This is a genomic window from Sphingobium anseongense (assembly GCF_037725245.1).
In the GTDB taxonomy this organism is placed as follows: domain Bacteria; phylum Pseudomonadota; class Alphaproteobacteria; order Sphingomonadales; family Sphingomonadaceae; genus Sphingobium.
This window is the reverse complement of sequence record NZ_JBBJUL010000008.1, coordinates 138139-162260: the sequence shown is the minus strand read 5'-3', so window position 1 is coordinate 162260 and position 24122 is coordinate 138139. Positions and strand designations below refer to the sequence as shown.

Genomic DNA, 24122 nt, shown 5'->3' with positions numbered 1-24122 from the left:
AACCCTGCGCAAGGTGGCGCAGTCGTTCGCCTGAACGCCGGTGCCCGATCGCGACTGGGATGTGTCCCATGCCCGACGCGCCATGGCTCCGCTTGGAGCCATGGCGCGTCGGGCATGGCATTATCGCGGCCCCCATGGTCCCGCGCCGTTGCCAGCCGCGCGTTGGTCGGACGCCGCCGCGCCGCGGGTCGGCGCGCCCTCGCCGGCTACTGGCGAAAAGCGCGGCAAAGCTGTTGCGTCATGCAAATGGCGCGAGGCCGGCCATGACCATGCGAACCAGATCGACCTGACCCTTTGTCCCGGTCTTGGCGTAAACTCGCTTCGAATATATCCGGGCGGTTTCGGACGTGAGGTGCAGGCGGCGGCCGGCTTCGCCAATCGATTCTCCGGTCGCCAGGCCGTATGCGAGCGAGGCTTCATTGTGCGAAAGCCCGTACAGCTCCGAAAGTATCTGCACCGCCCGGCTCGATATATCGCGCGCATCGATCTTCAGCGTGCCGATTACCGACGGGCGGGGCACGAATTTGCCCAGATTGAGGTCGGACGGCCGCAGCAGCATGTTCATGCCATCGCGTATGTCCAACCGGATCAACCGACGCCGATCGGCGGGCCCGCCGGCCAGTTCGGCACATGCGGTTTCGAGCGCCACGGCGACGTGGGGACGCACCTGCAGCCGCCGTCCTGCCATCGCGCCGGGTTCGGGCAGGAAGGAAAGCAGCGTTTCGGCAAGCGGGTCGGCGGCGATCACCCGCGCGTTGCTGTCGAACGCCAATTGTCCGATTCCCGATCGTTCGAGCGCCCGGTGCGCCATGGCGGACGACAGGCGCTGCTCGCTCAGGGCAACGAAGGTCTGGAGGGCGGCGGCGAAATGCGGGATGATCGACGACAACAGGGACGAGGCGAAGGAACTGAAATCTTCCCGCTCGCGGACCAGTAGCATCCATGCATCGGCAAAGCAGGGCGCGCTTATCCTCAACCAGCGCCCATAATGGATGCCCATGATATTGAGCGCCTCCCGCTGCTGGTCGCGCTGCGCCGCATTGCTGTGATCGAGCATTTCCTCCAGCGCATAGACTCGTCCCGGACGCATGAGGCCATAGGGATTGAGGCCCATCGCCGCGATTCGCATGAAATCCAGGGGCGGCTCGTGCGCGGCCCGGCCGGCGGCGACATGGACGACCGCCGGTTCCTGCGAAGCCATTGCGTTGGCCAATGTAATGACGAGGAAGGCGCGCCGCGCATAGGTCTGGTTGACCAGCGTTCGCATGAATGTCGTCCAGGGAGGATCTTCGTGAATCCCCAGAATCAGCGGCAGGGACAATTCCCGCTGATATCCAGAAAGCGTCGACATTCATTTTGTTCCCACATGGGAGCTTTGGGGTCAAGCGCGCACTGCGATGAGGCTCGGGTAGCGAAAACATGACGACTTGAGGAGGGCTGAATTGACCGATAAATCCACTTTGACGCATCTTGAGCGGTTGGAGGCCGAAAGCATCCATATCCTGCGCGAGGTCGTTGCCGAAGCCGACAAGCCGGTAATGATGTATTCGGTGGGCAAGGACAGCGCGGTGATGCTGCATCTTGCGCGCAAGGCCTTCTATCCTTCGCCGCCGCCCTTCCCGTTGCTGCACGTCGACACCACCTGGAAATTTCAGGAGATGTACAAGCTGCGCGACCGCATGGCGCGCGAAAGCGGCATGGAACTGATCGTCTATCATAATCAGGAAGCGATGGACCGGGGCATCAACCCGTTCGATCATGGCGCGCTGCACACCGACATGTGGAAGACCGAAGGCTTGAAGCAAGCGCTCGACCTCTATGGCTTCGATGCGGCGTTCGGCGGCGCACGGCGCGACGAGGAAAAGAGCCGCGCCAAGGAGCGGATCTTCTCTTTCCGCACCGGATCGCACGGCTGGGACCCCAAGAACCAGCGGCCTGAACTGTGGAACCTCTACAACGCCAAGAAGAACAAGGGTGAAAGCATCCGCGTCTTCCCGATCAGCAACTGGACCGAACTGGACATCTGGCAGTATATCCATCTCAACAATGTGCCGATCGTGCCGCTCTATTTCGCGGACATGCGCCCCACCGTGGAGCGCGACGGCATGCTGCTGATGGTCGATGACGACCGCTTCCCGCTGGCGCCGGGCGAAACGCCGGTCATGCGCTCGATCCGCTTCCGCACGCTGGGTTGCTATCCGCTGACCGGCGCTGTCGAAAGCACCGCCAAGACGTTGCCGGAGGTGATCCAGGAAACGCTGCTCACCACCACGAGCGAGCGCCAGGGCCGCGCCATCGACAAGGATGCCGGCGGTGCCGGTATGGAAAAGAAAAAGCAGGAGGGGTACTTCTGATGCCGGACGTTCTCGAAAACAACGAACCCATTTACAAGACCGATGCGCTGATCGCGGAGGATATCGACCAGTATCTCAAGGTGCATGAGCACAAGACGATGCTGCGTTTCATCACCTGCGGGTCGGTGGACGACGGCAAGTCGACGCTGATCGGTCGCCTTCTCTACGACAGCAAGATGATCTTCGAGGATCAGCTTGAAGCGCTCGCGGCGGACTCGAAAAAGGTCGGCACGCAGGGGCAGGAGATCGACTTCGCGCTTCTCGTCGACGGCCTTGCCGCCGAGCGCGAACAGGGCATCACCATCGATGTCGCCTACCGCTTCTTCGGCACCGAAAAGCGCAAGTTCATCGTCGCCGACACGCCCGGTCACGAACAATATACCCGCAACATGGTGACAGGCGCGTCCACCGCCGATCTCGCCGTCATCCTGGTCGACGCGCGCAAGGGCGTGCTGGTGCAGACGCGCCGCCACTCCTATCTCGCGCATCTGATCGGCATCAAGAATATCGTGCTGGCCATCAACAAGATGGACCTCGTCGATTACGACCAGGCCGTCTATGACGGCATCCTGAAGGACTATACCGAATTCGCCCGTTCGATCGGCATCGATCATTTCGTGCCGATCCCCATTTCGGGCTTCAAGGGCGACAATATCACGGGCCACAGCGACAATACGCCCTGGTATACGGGTCCCTCGCTGATGGAGCATCTGGAGACGGTCGAGGTCAACAGCGCCGCCGACGCCGAAAAGCCGTTCCGCATGCCGGTGCAGTGGGTCAACCGTCCGAACCTCGATTTCCGCGGCTTTTCCGGCCTGATCGCGACCGGCACGGTGAAGCCGGGCGATGCCGTGCGCGTTCTGCCTTCGGGCAAGACCAGCACGATCAGCCGGATCGTCACGCTGGAGGGCGATCTCGATCAGGCAGTCGCCGGGCAGTCGGTGACGCTGTGCTTCGCTGACGAAATCGACTGTTCGCGCGGCGACGTCATCGCCCTTGCCGACAGCCCGCCCCAGGCCGCCGACCAGTTCGAAGCGACGATCGTTTGGATGGCGGACGAGGAAATGCTGCCCGGCCGCTCCTACTGGCTCAAGGTCGGCACACAGACCGTCACCGCGACGGTCCAGCACCCGAAATATCAGGTCAACGTCAACACGATGGAGCAACTGGCGGCCAAGACGCTGGATCTCAACGCCATCGGTGTCGCCAACCTGTCGACCGACAAGCAGATCGTGTTCGAACCCTATGCACAGAACCGGACGCTGGGCGGCTTCATCCTGATCGACAAGATCACCAACGCCACCGTGGCGGCGGGGATGCTGCACTTCTCGCTGCGCCGCGCGCAGAATGTCCACTGGCAGGCGCTGGACGTGACCCGCGAGTTCCATGCCGGTCTCAAGAACCAGAAGCCGGCCGTGCTGTGGTTCACCGGGCTTTCGGGCGCTGGCAAATCGACCATCGCCAACCTGGTTGAAAAGAAGCTGGCGCGGATGAACCGCCATACCTTCCTGCTCGACGGGGACAATGTGCGCCATGGCCTCAACAAGGATCTGGGCTTTACCGATGCCGACCGGGTGGAAAATATCCGCCGCGTGGGCGAGGTTGCCAAGCTCATGACCGACGCGGGGCTCATCGTCATCACCGCCTTCATCTCGCCGTTCCGGTCGGAACGCGACATGGTGCGGTCGATGATGCAGCCTGGTGAGTTCATCGAAGTGCATATCGACACTTCGCTGGCGGAAGCCGAGGCGCGCGACGTCAAGGGCCTCTACAAGCAGGCGCGGTCGGGCACGCTCAAGAACTTCACCGGCATCGACAGCCCGTATGAAGCGCCCCAGGATCCCGAGATCCACATCGACACCGCGGAAATGACGGCCGAGCAGGCGGCGGACGCCATCGTCGCCAAGCTCATCCCATGAGCGCGGCGATCGACATCAAGGCGATGAGTGACGCAGACCTTGCGTCGCACCTCGCCGAGGTGGCCGGGCGTATCCTGCTCGAAGTCCGGTCGTCCGGCCTGTTCAGCGCGAAGGCGCTGGGCAAGGCCGGCGACCAGACGGCCAACCAGTTCCTGGTCCATGCCCTGCGCGAGGTGCGGGGCGACGACGGGCTTCTGTCGGAGGAGGAGAAGGACAATCCCGCGCGGCTCGACGAGAGCCGCGTCTGGATCGTCGATCCGGTCGACGGCACGCGCGAATATGGCGAGGCGCGCGCCGACTGGGCGGTGCATGTCGGCCTGGCGATCGACGGTCAGCCGGCGATCGGCGCGGTGGCGCTGCCGGGCCTCGATGGCGGTACGGTGCTGCGTTCGGACCAGCCTCGCCCGCTGCCGCAGGCGCCCGACAAGCTGCGTATGGTGGTTAGCCGCACGCGTCCCGCCGGCGAGGCGGTGGCCGTGGCGGAAAGGCTCGGCGCCGAACTGGTGCCGATGGGCAGCGCGGGCGCCAAGGCGATGGCGGTCATCCTGGGTCAGGCCGACATCTATCTCCACAGCGGCGGCCAATATGAATGGGACTCGATGGCACCGGTCGCCGTCGCGCTCGCGCACGGCCTCCACTGCTCGCGGATCGACGGCTCGCCGCTGGTCTACAACCAGGCCGACGTCTATCTTCCCGATCTGCTCATCTGTCGGAAGGAGCATGCGGCAGAGGTGTTGAAGCTGATTGCCGAGGCAGCGCCGGCAATCGGATAGGGTGGCAAACACCTAAGACAGCGTGGGAATAGTCGGGATAACCTGACGTCCGTTCGGGCCGAGCGAAGTCGAAGCCTTCTCCTGAGCGCAGCGAAGGCGCTTCGCCTTCGGCTCAGCAAAGCCCTTCGACTAGCCCCGGGCGAGTCTATCCCGACGGCCTGCCTAAGCAGGCCGTCGAAGGGCTCAGGGCGAACCGTCAGGCTTAAAGGCTCGATGCTCTAGGGGGCTATATACGATAATAGCCCCCAAAGTTCAGCTATGCTGGACCATGCCTCGCCGTGCCGCCTCCGGCGGTGCGTTCTATTTGGCATTCATCGTCCCTTTCGTGGACCACACCAGCATGGTCTTCGGGTCAGGCGGCAGGGCAGGGCGGGCGGATCACGCCTTGGCCGCGGTTCCCAGCGATGCGAGGAATGAACGGAACGCCGCAAAACATTCGTCGAACCGCTCGACGAAGATCTCGTGCCCGGTTCCGTCGATGATTTCCATGCGCGAACCGGGGATCAGCTGGTGCATCTGCTTTTGATGCTCCAGCGGCGCGGTATGGCTGTTGCCGGGCGCCAGGATCAGCGTCGGCGCGGTGATGCGGGGAACAACCGGCGCCAGGTCTATGTCCGGGAAGAGCCGCGCGAGCGCCGCCAGGCTCGCGGGACGGTTCTTGCGCCACTCGGCGGCCATCCATCGTTCGTGGTCGGGGCCGATCGGCACCAGCCCGCGCCCCTTGATCAGCATCTCGACAAATTCGTCGATCGGCGTGTTTTCGATCTTCGCCGCCAGATCGTCATAGCCATATTTGTCCGATCCGCGCGTCGGGTCTGAAAGCGGCGTCGACATCAAGGTCAGCGACCGGATTCTTTCGGGATATGTGGCGGCGAAAGCTGCGCCCAGCACGCCTCCGGCGGACTCGCCGACATAATGGACCTTCGCGATGCCCAGTGCATCGAGGAAACCCTTCATGTCCTCGATCAGATTGTCGACGGTCCAGTCGGCCGCCGGCGTATCGTCGGACTGGCCATGGCCGCGCATGTCCCTGCGCAAAACGCGATAGTCGCGGGCCAGGCCGGGGACCCAATGATAGAAAAATTTCGAACTCCTGCCCCATCCATGCTGGATGAAGACGACTTCCGGTTCCTTCCAGGGGTCCGTGAAACCGTCGTCGCAATAAAAGAATTGGATGTCGTTAACAGTGACATAGGGCATGGTCTGTCTCTCATCTCTTCCTTATCGCGGCCGGCATCGACGGAACGCCGAATTATCGCATTTCGATCCCGGAGCCTGGTCCGACCCGATTGGATCGGACCAGGCTCCGGGATCTTTTGCTTAAAGCATTTTCCGATTGGTCAGGTGACGTCGCCTGACAGGAAATGCTTTAGAACCTGACGGTCACCTCGCCGCCGAAGGTGCGCCAGGCGCCCCAGGTCGTTTCTCTCTGGAAAGTAAATCCATCGAAGAAGCCCGACGTCCTGTAATTGGTGTTGCCGATATTCTTGATGAAGGCGCGCAGGATATAATTCTCATTGGCCGGCGTAAATGTCGCATAGGCGTTTTGAATATTATAGGCCTTCTGGGTCAAGATAGGATCTGCAAACTCCGAGAACCGAAGTTTGCCGCTCCAGTAGGATTCGCCGCGCAGCAGCAATTCCCCGCCTGCAACGTCGACGCTATATTCAAGACCGATGCTGACGCTGTACGGCGGCGCACGGTTCAACCAATTGCCTTGCAGGTCCTTGTTGCGGGTCGGGTCACTGACAGGACGGGTGTCCGAGGCGGAACAAGCTCCCAGAAAATCGGCGGGGCTGCAATTGGTGTAGTCGGTATATTTGGCGCTTTCGACCATCGCCGAACCGTCCAGCCGCAGTCGATCGGTGATGGCGGCGTCGAAGCTCGCTTCGACGCCCTTGATCCGCGCCGCCGCAGCATTTTGCACCTGGAAGCCGCCTGCCGTTCCCAGCGTCTTTTGCACCTGGATATTCTTGTAATCATACCAGAAGCCGGCGATGTTCAGGTGGACCCGGTTGTCGGCCAACGTGGTCTTGAGGCCGGCCTCGCCACCCTCGATCGTTTCGGGCTTGAAGGTGTCGCCGCACGTCCCCGAACCGATGCCGCCGGACTTGAAGCCCTTCTGATAGGTCGCATAGGCCATGATCTTGTCGGTCACGTCGAACTGCACGCCCGCGCGCGGCGTCCATGCCTCGAACTCCAGGTCCCTGTTGACATTGGTGCATTGACCCCGAATGTTCAGGTTGCCCTTCTTCTTGTCGTTATTGAAACGGATGCCCGCCAACAGCCGGAACCTGTCGCTCACCGAAAAAGTATGGTCGGTGAAAAATGCCAGCGACGTGGCCTTTTGCGAGAAATTGGCCTGGTACACGTCGATGTTGGTGCCGCCGAACAGGCTGCTGAAAACATTGGTCTGCTGGGTGTATCTATCGTTGAAGTAGAACATGCCGAATATAGACTTCAACCGTCCATCGAACATTTCCGTGTTCAGGTCGAATTCCTGCGAATAGGTGCGGGAATGACCGGAACTTGGAATATGTTCGGCATTGGCGCCGCTCGCGTCATAATCGACCGACATGAAGTTTTTATATTTTTGATATCCTGAAATCGACTTCAACTGGACGTTGTCGCTGACATCCAGGGTGATCGTTCCGGTCGCGCTATATTGTGTCGTATCGTTTGCGGCATCCAGGTCGGAATAGACCTTGTGCGGACGATAGGTTTGCGGTTTCAAAAAGGCTGCGCGGCCCGGATTGATCGATGGCGCCAGCGCCGTCGGCGCGTAGGAACTGCGGGTGTGCGCATATGTTCCCTCCAGCTCGATGCGCAGGGTTTCGGTCGGGTCGAAGGCCAGTACGCCGCGCAGCGCCGCCACCTTGCGTCCGCCGAAATTCTTGTCCGGCGCGCCTGCGAGCAGGTTCTTGACGTCGCCGTCGCTATTGTCCCACAGGCCGGTGATCCGAAAGCCGACCTTGTCGTTGATCGGGCCGGAAATGAAGCCGCGAACGCCATAGGCGTTGCGGTTGCCCACATTGCCGGTGAATTCGGCCTCCATCTTGTCCGACGGACCGCGCATGATGTAATTGACGACGCCGCCCGTCGCGTTGCGGCCATAGAGCGTACCCTGCGGGCCGGACAGCACTTCGATCCGTTCCAGATCCATCTGCGCCAGGTCCAGGCTGCGCGCGCGCGCCTGATACACGCCATTGACATGCACGGCCACCGACGCATCTTCAAAGCCGCTGGTCAGGCCCGTGCTGATGCCGCGAAGGGTGATCTGGTTGCTGCCGAACTGATAGCCCATCACCAGCGACGGAACGCGGGTGGTCAGGTCGTTCAGTCCCTTTATCTGCCGCGTTTCCAGGCTCTCTTCGGAAAAGGCGGCAATCGTCGCCGGCACGTCCTGAAGCCGTTGCTCGCGCTTTTGGGCGGTCACGATGATATCGCCGGCATTGGCCCTGGCGCCGGTATCGGCTGAATCTGCGGATTGCGCGTTGGCGGCGCCCGCGCCCAGTCCGGCGGTCATTGCCAGGCAGATCGAAATCATCGAGGATGACCTAAAATGTCTTACCTTTAACATACAACTCTCCCTCTATTATTGTTTCAATATTGCGATAGCAGAATTCTAAAGTCCTCTATCCTTCCTCCTCTTTGATCGCGTCTGCTGGATGGGGTTTGCGACTCGGTCGAGCCGGATGGACCGGGCGAAGGTCCGGCGCATCATGTCGGCGCCATTCGCACCGGCTGCGAAGGCCCGCGCATGCCGGACGCCCCTGAAAATTGCGATGCTTGCATGATGTGTCGTCAAGACCGGGCCGCGCGCAACGGGACGGCCGATGCTGCCATGCTTCATGCTTCCCCTCGCCCCACCCTGTTGCTTTACACCGGAGTTTAGGCCTAAGTAGTGGCATCGGCAATAGCCTACTGGAAAGTATGAAGCTGTAAAAAAGGTGAGTTTAAATTGGGAGGGTCCGGGTGGGCGGCAACGATCGCAAACGGCTGTCGCCGCACCCATGCTTCCCCTTATTGTCGAATAAGTTGCAAGTGCCAGTCGATGACCGGAATAGCAGAAATGGAAATGGCGCGAACATAGACGCCGAAATGGAGAATGAGCATGACGCCGATCGAGGAAAATAATCTGCAGATTGTAAAGGATGCTTATGCGGCCAGCGCGCGCGGCGAGCCGCAGGGCTTCACGGCAAGCTTCACCGCCGATACGGAAATTCACGAGGCGCCTTCGCTGCCCTATGGCGGCATCCACAAAGGCGTGCAAAGCTTTCCGACGCTTATCGGCAAGGTGCTGGAGCATTTCTCCTCGCTCAAATTCACGAAGCATAATATCGTCGCCAGCGGTGACAATGTCATATCGTGGGGCGTCCTCGATCTCGTCGGCAAAAAGTCTGGAACGGCCGTCACCATACCACTGGTCGAAATCTGGACGATCGTCGACGGCAAGACGCAAAAGCTTGAGGTTATCTACGGCGATACTGTCGCAGCGATGAAAGCTGCCGACCTTCTTTGATCCTGATCGACCCGCGATCGGCGCTGCATGGATGCCGATCACGCAAGGCCCGGCAGGTCGCCCGTCGCGCGCAGGCATGCAATCCCGTGCCGCCGCACGCAGCGACGAGGGAGCGTCCCGGACGCCCGGAGCCTTCAGCGAATCGGCGAAGATGCGCCCGAGGCGCGGCCTGGGCGACCGCGCCGCATCCCGTCCGTTCCTGCAATTGCAGCGGCGCTGGCGCCCCGTTTTCAGGCGGTGTCAGCAGAAAAAAAGGACGTTCGTTCTATTGACACATTGTGCCTTGGGGTGGATACTGCGCCCCCAAGAGGCCATCGAGAATGTGGCGCGATAAGTCATATGGACTGGAGAGGTGTGTATAGCTTTCGGACCTGATGGAACACGCGGCGACATAATCCGCCGTTTTGGCCGCCCGCCAAATTCTCTTCGCCAAATGGTGGAGAGAAAAGCTGTTTTTTTGGGCAATTATTCCTGAAATATGCGAATTGGTTGCGAGCCTTGCATGAATTTATCCATGCTGGCCCGGTCGAAGTCTGCCGGTCGTCGGAACTGTGTCTGGCAAGCGGGCGTCGGCTCGAAGGATATAATGCAAATGGTCTGCGCGCGGCCTCAGGCGAGCGGCGCGCACTATAAACCGCGAATGTCATCGGCGTAACAATTCGGCCGATAATTATAAAGATACATGGGAAGGACATACTATGCTATCATTCCAGGATAAGAATGCGGTCGTGCTTGGCGCTTCGGCCCGTGGCGGCACCGGCTGGGCAACCGCCGAACTGCTTGCGGAGCAGGGTGCCCGCGTCACCGCCGGCGCGCGAAGCCTGGCGGGTGTTCAGGAGCTGTCCGCGATCACCGGCGGCCTTGCCGTGAAGTGCGACGCGGCGATCGAAGCGGAGGTGGAAGCGATGGCCGAGGCTGCTTTCGCCGCTTATGGTCCCATCGATGTCGCCATCATGGCCGCCGGCGTGCCCTTTGTCGGCATGATCGACGCCATCGACCCGGAAGATGTGCGCAAGGCCTTCGACATCAATTATTTTGGCCCGTTCTTCTTCATCAAGCATATGGCGCGGCGGATGCGCGACGGCGGCGCGATGGTGGTGATCACGTCGACCGCGGCGTCGATGCCGGTGCCGGGCTATAGCAGCTATGGTTCAGCCAAGGCCGCGGCCCAGATACTGGTCGAACATGCCGCGCTTGAATATGCGCCGCGCGACATCCGCATCAACGCGGTGGAGGCCGGGCTGATCGACACGCCGATGTCGAAGATCCTGCTGGAGCATGAAGTGGCCAGGAAGGTGCTGCTCAAGGAAATTCCGCTCGGTCGGCCGGTCACGCCGAGGCAGGTGGGGGCAGCCTGTCTGTGGCTGTGCCACCCGGACGCGGCCGTCACCGGCGATACGTTGAACGTCGACAACGGCAATCACCTGCGCCGGAACGTGCAGCCCGAAGAATTGCCCTATGATGTCATGGCGGCAAATGCCGACGCGTCGTCCAAAAAATGATCGGCGCGGCCGGCAAGGCGACGGAACTGCCGATGGCAAGTCCGCTCGCCTCGTGCGGCCATTCCGCTCGCCAGTGGAGTTCGGCGGTCGAGGTAAAATCGCTCTAATCTTTGACTGAACTTCCGTCGGCCCTGGATCGTGGCACGTGTCGGGAAGCAATAGGAGATATCGGATGGTAGAGATCAACAATTTGCTCGATGTTGACCAAAACGCTCAAACATCTCCCTTGGCGACCGAGCGACAGCGTGAAATTGAAGCGACGGCGGGGGCAATTCTCCAGACGGCCGAGATGAAGAAGGCGATGGAGGACGCGCGCCAACTCCTGCTGACCTTGCCATGGGCCAATTCGCAGACGGCGCAGCAAACGCTGCAAGAGGTGGTTGACGAATGCGCCGGCTATGCGCTTCTGTCCGCCGCGAGCACCGATTATGAAAACCCTGGAATCGTCTGGCTCCAGACGCCGCCAAAACAGTGGCTGGGGCATTCGGTCACGGGATCGCGCTTCTGCTTCGATAACCCCGACAATATCTACCGTTACGTGTTCATCGACGACGAATCGACCTATGTCCTCGATTCCAGGCCCACAGGCCCGACGGGTCGGTTCAGCGTGGCGATTTATGTCGCGCTGACGGGGGCCGAGGTCGAAAGCTGGGCAGACTGGGAACGGACGGTGGATGCAGCCGATGAGGGCCGCATGATCATGGATAGCGCGGGCGCATCGCGCATCACGATCGGGCCGGAGGCGCCCCAGGACGGCAGCCTGCACCTGAAGTCCAAAGGCGGCGTTTTCATGATCATTCGCGAGGCGTTGAGCGACTGGCATACGCAGCGGCCGCGCAGCATGTCGTTCCGCAGGGTCGCCGGGCCGGAACCGCGTGTGCTGACGTTCGAAGATCGTGTCGCCATCGCCGTGCGCTACATGAAGTTCGGCGCGCAAACGATCGCGCAGTTCGAGCCTCTGCACGCATCGATCCCGGTCAATGGGTTCGGCGCGGCGCTGATGCGCGGGCACGCGACAAAGCCTTCGATGATCACGCAAGGCCGTTATCATCTGGCCGATGGCGAGGCGCTGGTCGTGACCTTCCTCCCGCAGGGCGCGGAATATATGAGCTTCAGCGTGACGTCTCCCTGGCTGATCTCGCGCAACGCCCACAGCAAGGCGGGCAGCCGGACGGCCCATCAATCGCATCAAAATGCCGACGGCACCTACACCTATGTGGTGACGCCCCGCGATCCGGGCGTGGCGAACTGGATGGATACCGACGGTTTGCGCGAAGGTTGCCTGGCGATGCGCTGGGAAGGGATGCATTCACCGGTGGTCGACACCGACGACGCCATCAAAAGCGTCAAGCTCGTCAAGTTGAGCGCGCTGCGTTCCGAACTGCCAACCGATTTTCCCTCCGTGGGACCGGCGGAGCGATCGGCCGAACTGGCAGGCCGTCGCCTCGACTACGGGTCGCGCTGCGGCGTGGATTGCACCTTCGCCGGCGATTGACGGCGGCCGCCAGCGTCGCGGGGTTCGGCACTCCGTCGATAGCTGGTACTATTTCTTTCGCGGCGCCCCCTGGCCGCAAACTATGTTTTCAAGGTGGGAGGAGCCTTTAATGGACACGATTCAGTCGACATCGAAACTGTCTGTGGAAAAATTGATCGCCGCGGCCTTTGCCGAGACGGGGCTGAACGACTTCGGCGCCTTCGATCCCCGCGAAGGGATGACGCGATTTGTCCAGGATATCAACGACAACGTCCTGTTGAACGATGCAGGCCTCGCCAGCCTGTCGGCGATCATCAATCGTTGGCTCGTCAACGGACTGCGCTTTGCCCATGATATCAAGAAGCACCCGGAAATTCTTGACGAGCAGGTCGATGACCCGCTCGTCATCCTGGGAATGACGCGGGTGGGGTCGACCAAGTTGCAGCGTCTGCTCGCCGCCGATCCCGACACATTGTGCATCCGGCATTGGGAATCGCTGAACCCCTCGCGCGTGCCGGATGCGCCGGCGGATGAAGAAGATCCCCGGATCGAGATGGACCGTCAGATCATCGACGCCATGATCAAGAATAATCTGGGCCTCATGCAGTCGCATTCGGTGAAGATCGACGATGCCGAGGAAGACATCTTCGTGCAATTGCCGACCTTCAAGACGGTCGGGCACTGCTGGGTGCTGCCGACGCCGAATTATTATGACTGGATACGGTCGCAGTCCCTTCACGACTCCTACGTCTACCTCAAGCAGATGCTGCAATATCTGCAATGGCAGAAGGGCGGACGCCCGAGCGCGAATGGCGACCGGCGCTGGATCTTGAAGACGCCGCCGCACATCGGCAATATGGACATGCTGGTCGATATTTTCCCCAATGCCAAATATGTCTTCATGCATCGCGACATCCATGAAGTCATCGCGTCGACGGCTCGCCTGATCGAAATGCTGTTCCGCACCTGCATGGATGTCGTCGACAAGAAAATGGTGGGCGCCTATGTACTTCGGCTCTGGTCCGAGGAGATGACGCGGCATCTTGAGCAACTCGACGCTCTGGGTTCGAAAATCGATCTGATCGATGTCCAGTACGACCGGCTGAGGAAAGACACCTTTGGCGTGGTGCGCGACATCTATCAGTTGATGGGGCGCGAACTGACGCCGGCTCGCGAAGCGGCGCTGCGCGATTGGGAGGCCAACGACACCCATGGCGAATTTGGCAGCTATACCTATAGCCTGGAGGAATATGGCCTGACGCCTGCCGGGGTCGACGCGGCCTTCGCCGAATATAATCGCCGATATTTTCCGGTACAGCCCGCTCGGTAGGTAGCGGGCTCGACCGGCGGACGGTGGCGCCGGCGCATATCCGGCGCTTTCGAAACCGTCCCGAACGGAGGCAAAGGCAGGGAGTTGTTCGATCCTGGGTTCCAGCGGGCAGGGCGCGCGCAAAAAATAGAGGACGAACATTCTAAAATTGCTTGACGAGCAGGGCGGCGATCTGGTACCTTGCTATATGATGGCAGTAATTCGACTCGCGCCGCGATTGGCGCGATGCGCGTTAACAACAAGGTCCAGAGGATCCAGAGGAGTGGTGTTGAAATGATAGGCTTCGAACATTCCGAAATGCGCTCTCGCTATGACGCGCTCGTCGAGCTGGTCGCGCACAAAAGTCCCACCCTTGCGCCCGATATCTTCCAGGTTCCGGTGAGCGAATATACCGATCGCGAACGCTGGGAACGGGAAGTCGAGTTGCTGCGATCCACGCCCATGGTGCTGGCGTTGTCGAGCGAACTGACCGAGCCGGGCAGCTATTGGGCGCTCACGCGCCTTGGCGTGCCGATGATCCTGGTGCGCCAGAAATCCGGAGAGGTCCGGCTGTTCATCAACGCCTGCCGTCACCGCGGCGCGAAGATCCTGGAAGATGGACACGGCAGGAAGCCGCGGTTCACCTGCATCTATCACGCCTGGACGTACGGGCTGGACGGCCGGCTCGTGGGATTGCCCAGCGAAAATATCTTCGGAGACGTCGACAAGGCCGATTTCGGCCTGACCGAACTGGCCGTCGAGGAGCGCTTCGGCTTGATCTGGGCCATTCTGACCCCGGACATGCCGCTTGATCTTGATGCGTTCCTTGGCCCTGACCTTTTGAGCCTGCTGCCCAAATTCGGCCTTGAACGCTTCAAGGTGGTCAACCTCAAGGAAGTACCCGCCGCGAACTGGAAGCTGGCCTATGAAGGCTATGTCGAAACCTATCATTTCCCCAGCCTGCATGCACAAAGCTTTGGCAGTTTCGTCATTCCCGGCGTGATCAAGGTCGATAGTCGTGGCATCCATGGTGAAATCGTATCGCCGGTTCTGGGCATTCAGGAAAAATGCGACCCTTCATCGCTCGATGATCTCAAGCGCTATGTGCAAAGCGGCTTCACTATCTTCCCGTCCACATTCTACACCTGCGCCAGCACCAATGCGTTTGCGGGTGAAGAAGAGCGGGATGGCCCGCCGCTCGAACGCATGTTCATGAACCAGATCCTGCCGGGCAATAGTCCCGGTGAATCGGTGACTATTTCGCGTACCGTGGTGAGTGGCGAATTTGAGGGCACGCCGATGGAGCAAGAGGTTCGTGAATGGGCCGACCTGACCCATAAGGTCGTCATTACCGAGGATTGTCCCGTCGTGAACAGTATTCAGGAGACGGTCTATTCCGGCGCCCAGAAATATTTCACCTTCGGTCGCAACGAGAGCGCCATTCATCATTTCCATCGGGAGTTGCATAAGGCCCTGGGCGATGAGCCGCTGGATCGGCCGCGCAAGGACAAGTGACAATCGCGCGCAGGCGATCGGACACATCTGAACGCCTGCCGTGACCGACCGGGCCTGGCGCTGGGCGATCATGGCCGCGTGCAGGGGCTGGCGCGTATTTTCCGATGGCCAGGCGCAGCGAAGCTGAGCCGGTTGCCGCTTGATATCGCGGTGTGCGGTCGCGACTCGGCAGCCTCCTGATTTTGGAAGGGATGACAATCGGCATGGATGAAAAATTGCAGCGAATGTTGGATCGCGAGGAGATCCGCGATCTGGTGAACCGCTTTTCGGCCTATGAGGACCGGCGGATGTGGGACGAGGCGGCCGACTGCTTCACCGAAGACGGCGTGTTCGATGAAACTGCGGTCGACGGGCCGATCTCGGTCGGCAGGGAGCAGATCAGGGCCTTTTTCAAGGAGCAGATCGATGGCGCCATGACGTTCCTGGCCCATTATGCAACCGGCCATGTCATAACAGAGCAAAGCGAAGACACGGCGAAGGGGTATTTCAGCGTCTTCTTCGAAGGTGGATTGCGTGACGGCACCATCGTGAGAGTGCATTCCTATCTGGACGACACCTACGCAAAGGTCGATGGAAAGTGGCTGTTCAAGACGCACAAGGTCGTCCTGTACGGTCCGCGGCAATTCACCAGGCCATCTGGCGACGCGGCTTAGCATAACGAATTTCGAAAAGGCAGGAGTGGGTATGAGAGGATTGCGGGACAAGGTAGCGATCGTGACGGGAGCGGCTTCTCCGATCGGGATCGGCTTCGCGACGGCCAAGCGCCTGGCCGAAGAGGGTGCGCTGGTCGCGCTGACCGACATCAATCATGCCGCCGTCGAGGAACGGGCCGCCGAATTGCGGCAGGCGGGCTATCGCGCGATCGGGATCGCCCACGACGCCATTGACGAAGCGTCCTGGAACGCCGTCCTCCAGACCACCCAGAGCGAACTGGGGCCGCTGGACATATTGGTGAACAATGCCGCCATCGCCATCCAGGCCCATGTCGTCGACTTGGAACTGTCCGACTGGCGTCGCCAGATGGATGTCAACGGCACCACGGCCTTTCTGGGGTGCCGGACCGCAACCCGCGAGTGGCAGTCGACCGGCCGGGTCGGCGCGATCGTCAACGTGGCGTCCACGGCCTCGCTGGTGGCCGGCGAATATGGCGGCGCCTATTGCGCCAGCAAGGGCGCCGTCCTGATGCTGACCAGGGTGGTGGCGATCGAAAACGCAAAGCTCGGCATTCGCGTGAATGCGGTCCACCCTGGCTGGACGAAAACCGCCATGCTGGGCGATTCGATGGATGACGCCGAAGCCCAGACCGCGCAGATCCAGGCGATCATACCGGCCGGGCGGCTGGGGGAGCCTTCGGAAATGGCGGCAGCGATCGCTTTCCTCGCTTCGGACGACGCGTCGTTCTGCAACGGCACGTCGCTTTTGGTCGATGGCGGGCTGACCGCGCAATAATGGCCGCGAACGGCCGGCAAGCCCGGCCCTTCGCTCAATCACTCAGCGTGCAAGGAGACAGTTTATCATGGCCAGTGCCACAGACCCGTTCGCGGGTACATCCTTCAGACCAAAGGGTCCCCGGCCCTCGACGATCGAGGATCGGGTGCGATTGATCGAGGATCATGAGGATATCGCCCGGCTGATGTCGCTCTACACCCACTATAATGACGGCGGCTGGGAAGGTCAGGGGCCAAGCCATATGGGCCCGTCCGCCGAACTGTTCACCGAAGATGGCGTCTGGGACGATTGCGGCACCATCGGCAAGGCGGAAGGCCGCGAGACCGTGCGCGCGCTCTTCAATACGCTGCGCGCCACCCCCTATGTCTCGCACAATATCATGAACCCGCTGATCGACGTCGACGGCGATGTCGCACGGGGGCATTGGCATCTGATCGCGCTGTCGAAATGGCCCAATGGCCGCCCGGTCGAGGACAATGACGGCCACTGGTCGCTCGCCATCTACAAGGTCCAGTTCCGCCGGACAGGCGATGGCTGGCGCATTGCCAACATGACGATCAACCGTGGCCGCGAAATGCCGCAGCGCGGCTACAACGGCCCGCCGACATGGTCGGTGTGATAGCGCCTGCCTGATCGGCGATGCGGAACACGCCTCGCCTATAGGCTTGGGTCGCGGGCTGGAAGAAAAACGGTTTCCAATCGGATCTGATCGTCCGATCCCTTGGAAATCGGGCAATAGCACAATGCAGGGGCGGTTGATCCGATGCCATCGGATCAACCGCCCCTGTCGTTTCCAGCACCCGGCGTACCGGATGCGATCAGCTGATCTGCGTTCGCGCGGGGCGAAACGCCGCTTCGGCGCCTCCTCCCTCTCTTCGCGCCTGCCTGCGCGAACGTCTTCGCGTCGCTCCTGTGGGTGGCAGGCCAGCAAACGTCCGCCGCGCGCAAAAAAGGGGCCGCCCGGGCAGGCGACCCCCTGTTTGCCACGCATGTCCGGCCCCTTGGAGGCCGGGCCGGCGCTTTAGCTGTCCTTGGTCTGCAAGTTCACCGCCGCATATTTGCCGCGGCGGTCGACCTCCAGCTCGAAATCGAGCCGGTCGCCTTCGTTGAGCGCGGCCATGCCCGCGCGTTCGACGGCGCTGATGTGCACGAACGCATCGGGCTGGCCGTCATCGCGCTGGATGAAGCCGAAGCCCTTCATGGCGTTGAAGAACTTGACCGTGCCGCTGGCGCGTTCGCCGGTCAGCTGGCGCTGCGGACCACCGCGATCGCCGCCCGGTGCGGCGCCAAAGCCGCCCGCGCGGGGTTCACGCGGCGGACCGCGATCGGACACGGGCAGAGGCTCGCCTTCGATCTTGAGGTCGGTGGCGGAAATCTTGCCGCCGCGATCGACCAGGGTAAAGCCGAGCGGCTGACCTTCGGCCAGGCCGGTGAGGCCGGCCTGCTCGACCGCGCTGATGTGCACGAACACGTCTTCGGCGCCATCGTCGCGGACGACGAAGCCAAAGCCCTTCTGGCTGTTGAAGAATTTGACGACGCCGGTGCCTTCGCCAACGACCTGCGCGGGCATGCCGCGACCGCCGCCACCGCCACCGCGGAACCCGCCGCCACCGCCGCCGCCGAAGCCGCCGCGGTCACCGCCAAAGCCGCCGCCGGCAGGGGCCCCGCCGCCGAAGCCGCCGCGATCGCCACCAAAGCCGCCGCCGCCGAAGCCGCCGCGATCACCGCCGAAACCGCCGCCGCCGAACCGGCTACCGCCGCCGCCAGCACCCTGATCGTAGAAATTGTCGTCGCCGAAACCGTCGCGCTTGTCCTTGCCGCGCCCGCCGCGGCGACCTCTATCAAAACTCATGCCCTGTTAGTCACTTTCGCTTCGCCCCAAGAGAAAAACCGGACAAGCATATCGGGCGAATGACATGCAGAATCCACCGCCAACGCGCGGTTTGGGAATCACTATATCAACTTTTCGGGCCTGCGCGAATGTTTTCGGCCCGATTGCGGCCCGGTACGGCCATTTTATCGCCGGTCCCTCACCGCCTCGCCTGCAAAGCGTCGATTGAGTTGCGCGGGCTTTGCTCATAGAGGGTGGAGCCATGACCGTATATTTCCATGAAGAAGACCTGCCGCCGGGCGTCCTGGCGCAGGGTTCCGTTGCCGTCGATACCGAGACGATGGGGCTGATAACCCCGCGCGACCGGCTGTGCGTCGTCCAGATCAGCGACGGCGGCGGCGACGAGCATCTCGTCCGCTTCAACCCCGGCAGCGATTATGCAGCGCCCAATCTCAAGGCGGTGCTGGCTGATCCCGCCCGGCTCAAACTCTATCATTTCGGCCGGTTCGATATTGCCGCGATCCAGCATTATCTGGGGGTTCTGGCGGCGCCTGTCTATTGCACCAAGATCGCCTCACGCCTGATTCGGACCTATACCGACCGCCACGGGCTGAAGGAGCTGGTGCGTGAATTGCTGGGGCAGGATATCAGCAAGCAGCAGCAAAGTTCCGATTGGGGCAATCCTGTCCTGTCGGACGCGCAAAAGGATTATGCCGCGTCGGATGTCCGCCATCTCCACCTGCTCAAGGAGGAGCTGGACAAGCGCCTGATTCGCGAAGGACGGATGGAACTGGCGCAGGCCTGCTTCGATTTCCTGCCGCACCGCGCCCGGCTCGACCTCGCCGGCTGGCCGGAAACCGACATCTTTTCGCATATGTGAAGGCACCGGCGCCCGTGTCCCTCCTGGCTGAACAGCAACGCAACGAGCGGCGGCACTGGGCAAGGCCGGGGGGCAGCCATGACCGGCTGGTCGGCGCGCTCAAAAATTACCTGCCGGTCGCGGTCGGCATTCTCGCCGCGCTGCTGCTGACCGCGCCCTTCACCGGCGGCGACAAGGTCAGCTTCGTGCTCGACAAGAACAAGGTCGAAGTCGCCAGGGAACGGATGCGCGTGACAGAGGCGCTGTATCGCGGCGAAGACAGCAAGGGTCAGCCCTTTTCGCTGCGCGCCGGGTCGGCGGTGCAGAAGAGCTCGCGCGAGCCGGTGGTCGATCTGAACGACATGTCCGCGCGGATATTGCTGCCCGATGGCCCCGCCGTGCTCGACGCGCGCAGGGGGCGCTACAATATGGACAGCGAACGGGTTGCGATCGACGGACCGGTGCAGTTCCAGGCGGCGGGCGGCTATCGCCTCACCACCCGCGATGTCGGCGTCGACCTCAAGACGCGGCGGATGCACAGCGCCGGTCGCGTCGATGGCCGCATCCCGATCGGCACCTTCAGCGCCGATCATCTGGATGCCGATCTTGCCGCGCGCACCGTCACGCTTCGCGGTCGCGCCAGCTTGCGCATCGAACAAAATGGTCTCAAAGGGCAATGACATGAAAGCCATCCATGCCTTGCTGATCCCCGCCGCCATCGCCGGCGCGACCCTGCTGACGCTGGGGGCGAGCGCGCAGGTGATGAAAAATCATGACAGCAACGCGCCGGTCAACTTCACCGCCGACCGCATCGAGGTGCAGGACCGCGCCGACCGCGTCGTTGTGTCGGGCAATGTCCAGGTGACGCAGGCGGGCATGACGCTCAATTCGGCGCGCATGACCGTGGCCTATCGCCAGGGCGGCGGCGGCGCGAGCGGCATCGAGATCGACCGGATCGACGCGTCGGGCAATGTCGTCGTCACGCGCGGCAATGAAACCGCGCGCGGCAATGTCGCGATCTACGATCTCAACAGCCGCATCATCACCATGCTCGGCAATGTCGCGCTCAACCAGGGGGCCAACCGCCTGACCGGCGGGCGACTGGTGATCGACCTTGCCAGCGGCCGTTCGACCGTCGATGGCCGCGCCTCGGCCGGCGGAACCCCCGGCGTCGCGGGCGGCGGCGGACGGGTGTCGGGCACCTTCACGGTTCCCCAGCGGTCCAACTGAACCGGGGTTCCGGGCGCGCGGTTCAACCGGCCGGGCAATTTTCGCTTGCCCTTCATGCCGCCGCTGCACAAATAGCCATGCACAAATCTTGCCAAGTGGATCGGCCGGGGCGCGATTTTACGTTCGGTTAACCATGGTGGCGTCAAAAGGACGGGCGATGACTGCTATGCTCACCCAGGACCGGCCTGCGCCGGACGCCGCGGCATCGGTGCCGCACGAGGTCACGCAGGGCCTGTCGGTCGTTTCCATCGCCAAAAGCTATGACAAGCGCGCCGTGCTGACCGACGTGTCGCTGACCGTGGGCAAGGGCGAAGTCGTCGGCCTGCTCGGTCCCAACGGCGCCGGCAAGACCACCTGCTTCTATTCCGTCATGGGGCTGGTGCGGCCCGACCATGGCCGTATCGTGCTCGACGGGCAGGACATTACCGGCCTGCCCATGTATCGCCGGGCGATATTGGGCCTTGGCTATCTGCCCCAGGAAACCTCCATCTTTCGCGGCATGACCGTGGCGCAGAATATCGATGCGGTGCTCGAACTGGCCGAACCCGACCGGGATGCGCGGCAAGCGCGGCTGGAACAGTTGCTGGAAGAATTCGGCCTGGCGCGCCTGCGCGATTCCGCCGCGATGGCGTTGTCCGGCGGTGAACGGCGACGCTGCGAAATCGCGCGGGCGCTGGCGGCCAATCCTTCGATCGTGCTGCTCGACGAACCGTTCGCCGGCATCGACCCGCTGTCGATCGCCGACATCCGCGACCTGGTGCGGCAGTTGAAGACGCGCGGCATCGGCGTGCTGATCACCGACCATAATGTGCGCGAGACGCTGGAAATCGTCGATCGCGCCTGCATCATCTATGGCGGCCAGGTGCTGTTCGCGGGCAGCCCCACCGAACTGGTCGCCAATGCCGACGTCCGGCGGCTGTATCTGGGCGAGAATTTCACGCTGTGACATGATGATGCGCCTTGTCTCGTGTCGCGGCGCCGACCCGCTCCCCCGCCCGGCCGCCCGTTCAGGATATGCTGTGGGCGGCCGGGGGGGCGGGCGGGCCGGCACCGCCATTTCGACAAAGGCCCCCCACGGCTGATGGCGCTGGGGCCACGCCTCGACCTGCGGCAGAGCCAGTCGCTCGTCATGACGCCGCAATTGCAGCAGGCGATCCGCCTGCTCGCGCTGAGCAACCTGGAGGTGGAGGGCTTTCTCGCCGCCGAACTGGACAGGAACCCCTTGCTCGAAGCCGCGTCGGCCGACGCCGCCGACGCCGCCACCGGCCTCGACAGCATCGCCGACACGCCCGCATTGCCTGCCGAAACCGGCGGCGCGGACCAACTGATCGCGCAGGGGATGGGGGCGGCCGACGCCCCGCTCGATGTCGATCATGGCGCCGACACCTTCATCGACGATGGCCCTGGCGATCGCATGGCGGCGGGCGGGGGCAGCGGCGGCCTGAACGATCCGCTGTCGGGCTATGGCAGCGAAGCCCCCGATTTCGACAGCTTCGCCAATCCCGAACCGGAATTGCAGGAATATCTGATGGGTCAGGCGCGCGCCGCGCTGGACGGTGCCGACCTGCTGATCGCCGCGCAACTGATCGGCCAGATCGACCCGGCGGGCTATCTTGACGCCGACCTGCTGCGCGTCGCCTATGCGCTGGGTGTGCCACTCGCCGATGTCGAGCGCGTGCTGGGCGTGGTGCAAGGGTTCGACCCCACCGGCGTCGGCGCGCGCAGCCTTGCCGAATGCCTCGCCCTGCAAGCCAGGGAAGCCGACCGCTACGACCCCTGCATCCAGCGCCTGCTTGCCAACCTCGATCTGCTGGCGCGCGGCGCGCTGCCTCAGTTGCGCCGGATCTGCGGCGTCGACGAGGAGGATCTGACCGACATGATCCGCGAACTGCGCGGCTATGATCCCAAGCCTGGCCTGCGCTTCTCGTCCGATCGCGTCCCCGCCATCGTGCCCGACCTGTTCATCCGGGCGCAGGGCGATGGCTGGTCGATCGAAATCAACGGTGCCACCCTGCCGCGGCTGCTCGTCAACCGCAGCTATTATGCCGAATTGTCGGGCGGCGCCCAGGACAAGGCGTCGAAGGCCTGGCTCGCCGACTGCCTTGCCAGCGCCAACTGGCTGGTCAAGGCGCTCGACCAGCGCCAGCGCACCATCATCCGCGTCGCCACTGAAATCGTCCGCCAGCAGGAAGGCTTCTTCCGCCACGGCGTCGCCCATCTCAAGCCGTTGACATTGCGCATGGTGGCCGACGCCATCGACATGCACGAATCCACCGTCAGCCGCGTGACCTCGAACAAATATCTGTCCTGCGCGCGCGGCCTCTACGAACTCAAATATTTCTTCACCAGCGGCATCGCGTCGTCCGACGGTGGCGCGGCGGTTTCGGCGGAAGCGGTCAAAAGCCACATCAAGGCGCTGATCGCCGCCGAGGAGCCGCACGCGATCCTCTCCGACGACACGCTGGTCGACCTGCTGCGCGCCAAGGGCTTCGACATCGCCCGGCGCACCGTCGCCAAATATCGCGAGGCGATGGGCATCGGCTCATCGGTCCAGCGGCGGCGGCAAAAGGCGCTGCGGGGCAAGGCGGCATGAAAAAAGGCCCCTCCATCGCTGGAGGGGCCTTTCGTCACGCTACGCGATCACGGCATCAGAATTTCGCGACCACGCCCGCCATCGGCCGGATGGAACGGAAATTGCCCATCGTGTCGGCTTGCACGCGCAGGCGGATGTTGCTGCTCTGGGCGCTGCTGCCCAGGTCGGCCGGGGACAGTTCGACCCCCGCGCCATAGGTGGTGCCGTGGAAATCGCCGCTATTGGGACCAAGCGCGTCGAAATTGACCCACTTGTACCCGACCTTGCCGAAGATCAGGCTGTCCTTGCCCGCCTTCACGCCCACCCGGCCGGCCGCGCCATATTCCCAGTCGATGTCGCCCGACACGCCCTTGGACGCGGTGCCCTCGACACCCACGACCAGCGGCCCCGCGACATTCATGTTCACGCCGGCGACGCCTTCGACCATGCGGCCCTTGTAGCCGACGGGCGGGATGCCTTCCTCACCGGTTTCGCTGTCGAAATTATGCACGCCGCCCATGACGCCGACATAGGGTTCGATCCGGCGACCGGTCTCTTCCTGAGCGGCGGCGACAGCGGGGACGACAAAGGCAGCGGCAGTCGCCGCCAGGATAAGCTTCTTCATGGGAATGACCCTTTGTTGTGGATTGGAATAGCCGCGCGGTTTGGACCCGGCGGTGTCCGGGCGGCCAGTCGCGCGCCCTTTGGACAATGACGATAATGCCCGGCCCTGGCGGATGGTTGCTCGACCTGACCCGAATTTCAGCGGAACCATCGGCAACGCGATAATATTGCAACTGTTTCTGTCGCTCC

Annotated in this window: 21 protein-coding genes; 16 read left to right on the top strand and 5 right to left on the bottom strand. The window is 62.4% G+C overall.

From position 1 onward, the window contains the following. Positions 1-238 precede the first annotated feature (238 nt). Positions 239-1351 (bottom strand): helix-turn-helix transcriptional regulator, encoded by a 1113-nt coding sequence (locus WG908_RS12530; RefSeq protein WP_340186925.1) that lies wholly within the window; start codon positions 1349-1351, stop codon positions 239-241. A 91-nt stretch (positions 1352-1442) separates the two neighbouring features. On the opposite strand from WG908_RS12530, the gene cysD reads away from it, so the two are divergent. Genes cysD through WG908_RS12515 form a run of 3 tightly spaced genes read left to right on the top strand, consistent with a single transcriptional unit; the run spans position 1443 to position 5046 of the window. Continuing rightward, a complete protein-coding gene (cysD, locus tag WG908_RS12525; protein ID WP_340186924.1) occupies positions 1443-2354 on the top strand; it encodes a sulfate adenylyltransferase subunit CysD in 912 nt (303 codons plus the stop codon). Then, positions 2354-4273 carry a sulfate adenylyltransferase subunit CysN gene (gene cysN / locus WG908_RS12520; RefSeq protein WP_340186923.1) on the top strand — a complete coding sequence of 640 codons (1920 nt, stop codon included), beginning with the start codon at positions 2354-2356 and terminating at the stop codon, positions 4271-4273. The genes cysD and cysN overlap by 1 nt, the downstream gene beginning before the upstream one ends. Before the next feature lie 23 nt (positions 4274-4296). Next, the gene (locus WG908_RS12515; RefSeq protein ID WP_340186934.1) at positions 4297-5046 is read left to right on the top strand and encodes a 3'(2'),5'-bisphosphate nucleotidase CysQ; all 750 of its coding nucleotides are present in this window, start codon (positions 4297-4299) and stop codon (positions 5044-5046) included. Positions 5047-5424: 378 nt separating this feature from the next. Here the strand turns inward: WG908_RS12515 and WG908_RS12510 are convergent, their stop codons facing one another. Both WG908_RS12510 and WG908_RS12505 read right to left on the bottom strand, forming a co-directional pair. Continuing rightward, a complete protein-coding gene (locus tag WG908_RS12510; protein ID WP_340186922.1) occupies positions 5425-6246 on the bottom strand; it encodes an alpha/beta fold hydrolase in 822 nt (273 codons plus the stop codon). A 169-nt stretch (positions 6247-6415) separates the two neighbouring features. Next, entirely contained in the window at positions 6416-8626 is a 2211-nt protein-coding gene (locus WG908_RS12505; protein ID WP_340186921.1) for a TonB-dependent receptor, read from the bottom strand. Between the two features lie 534 nt (positions 8627-9160). On the opposite strand from WG908_RS12505, the gene WG908_RS12500 reads away from it, so the two are divergent. The 8 genes from WG908_RS12500 to WG908_RS12465 all read left to right on the top strand — a co-directional run bounded on the left by WG908_RS12500 (position 9161) and on the right by WG908_RS12465 (position 17436). Next, a complete protein-coding gene (locus WG908_RS12500) occupies positions 9161-9568 on the top strand; it encodes a nuclear transport factor 2 family protein (protein WP_340186920.1) in 408 nt (135 codons plus the stop codon). A gap of 698 nt (positions 9569-10266) precedes the next feature. Next, entirely contained in the window at positions 10267-11070 is an 804-nt protein-coding gene (locus WG908_RS12495) for an SDR family NAD(P)-dependent oxidoreductase (RefSeq protein WP_340186919.1), read from the top strand. A 226-nt stretch (positions 11071-11296) separates the two neighbouring features. Next, positions 11297-12565, top strand: coding sequence for a hypothetical protein (locus WG908_RS12490; RefSeq protein ID WP_340186918.1), 1269 nt, complete (start codon positions 11297-11299; stop codon positions 12563-12565). A 109-nt stretch (positions 12566-12674) separates the two neighbouring features. Then, complete coding sequence (locus WG908_RS12485) at positions 12675-13874, top strand: sulfotransferase family protein (protein WP_340186917.1); 1200 nt, start codon at positions 12675-12677, stop codon at positions 13872-13874. Between the two features lie 273 nt (positions 13875-14147). Beyond that, a complete protein-coding gene (locus WG908_RS12480; protein WP_340186916.1) occupies positions 14148-15368 on the top strand; it encodes an aromatic ring-hydroxylating oxygenase subunit alpha in 1221 nt (406 codons plus the stop codon). Positions 15369-15592: 224 nt separating this feature from the next. Next, on the top strand, positions 15593-16021 hold the full coding sequence (locus WG908_RS12475) for a nuclear transport factor 2 family protein (RefSeq protein ID WP_340186933.1): 429 nt from the start codon (positions 15593-15595) through the stop codon (positions 16019-16021). A gap of 31 nt (positions 16022-16052) precedes the next feature. Further along, on the top strand, positions 16053-16817 hold the full coding sequence (locus WG908_RS12470; RefSeq protein WP_340186915.1) for an SDR family NAD(P)-dependent oxidoreductase: 765 nt from the start codon (positions 16053-16055) through the stop codon (positions 16815-16817). Positions 16818-16884: 67 nt separating this feature from the next. Then, positions 16885-17436: a nuclear transport factor 2 family protein gene (locus WG908_RS12465; RefSeq protein ID WP_340186914.1), complete on the top strand. Its 552-nt coding sequence runs from the start codon at positions 16885-16887 to the stop codon at positions 17434-17436. A 402-nt stretch (positions 17437-17838) separates the two neighbouring features. Here the strand turns inward: WG908_RS12465 and WG908_RS12460 are convergent, their stop codons facing one another. Next, the gene (locus tag WG908_RS12460) at positions 17839-18669 is read right to left on the bottom strand and encodes a cold-shock protein (RefSeq protein ID WP_340186913.1); all 831 of its coding nucleotides are present in this window, start codon (positions 18667-18669) and stop codon (positions 17839-17841) included. A 241-nt stretch (positions 18670-18910) separates the two neighbouring features. Between WG908_RS12460 and WG908_RS12455 the strand changes: the two genes are divergently transcribed. The 5 genes from WG908_RS12455 (at position 18911) to rpoN (ending at position 23330) form a co-directional block, all read left to right on the top strand. Further along, positions 18911-19528, top strand: coding sequence for a ribonuclease D (locus tag WG908_RS12455; RefSeq protein WP_340186912.1), 618 nt, complete (start codon positions 18911-18913; stop codon positions 19526-19528). Positions 19529-19542: 14 nt separating this feature from the next. Next, a complete protein-coding gene (locus tag WG908_RS12450; RefSeq protein WP_340186911.1) occupies positions 19543-20187 on the top strand; it encodes an LPS export ABC transporter periplasmic protein LptC in 645 nt (214 codons plus the stop codon). A 1-nt stretch (position 20188) separates the two neighbouring features. Then, a complete protein-coding gene (locus WG908_RS12445; RefSeq protein WP_340186910.1) occupies positions 20189-20737 on the top strand; it encodes an LptA/OstA family protein in 549 nt (182 codons plus the stop codon). A 157-nt stretch (positions 20738-20894) separates the two neighbouring features. Then, the gene (gene lptB / locus WG908_RS12440; RefSeq protein WP_445326718.1) at positions 20895-21683 is read left to right on the top strand and encodes an LPS export ABC transporter ATP-binding protein; all 789 of its coding nucleotides are present in this window, start codon (positions 20895-20897) and stop codon (positions 21681-21683) included. Positions 21684-21818: 135 nt separating this feature from the next. Next, positions 21819-23330 (top strand): RNA polymerase factor sigma-54, encoded by a 1512-nt coding sequence (rpoN, locus tag WG908_RS12435; RefSeq protein ID WP_340186909.1) that lies wholly within the window; start codon positions 21819-21821, stop codon positions 23328-23330. A gap of 55 nt (positions 23331-23385) precedes the next feature. Here rpoN and WG908_RS12430 read toward each other — a convergent pair whose 3' ends face one another. Continuing rightward, on the bottom strand, positions 23386-23934 hold the full coding sequence (locus tag WG908_RS12430; RefSeq protein WP_340186908.1) for an outer membrane protein: 549 nt from the start codon (positions 23932-23934) through the stop codon (positions 23386-23388). Between the last annotated feature and the right edge of the window lie 188 nt (positions 23935-24122).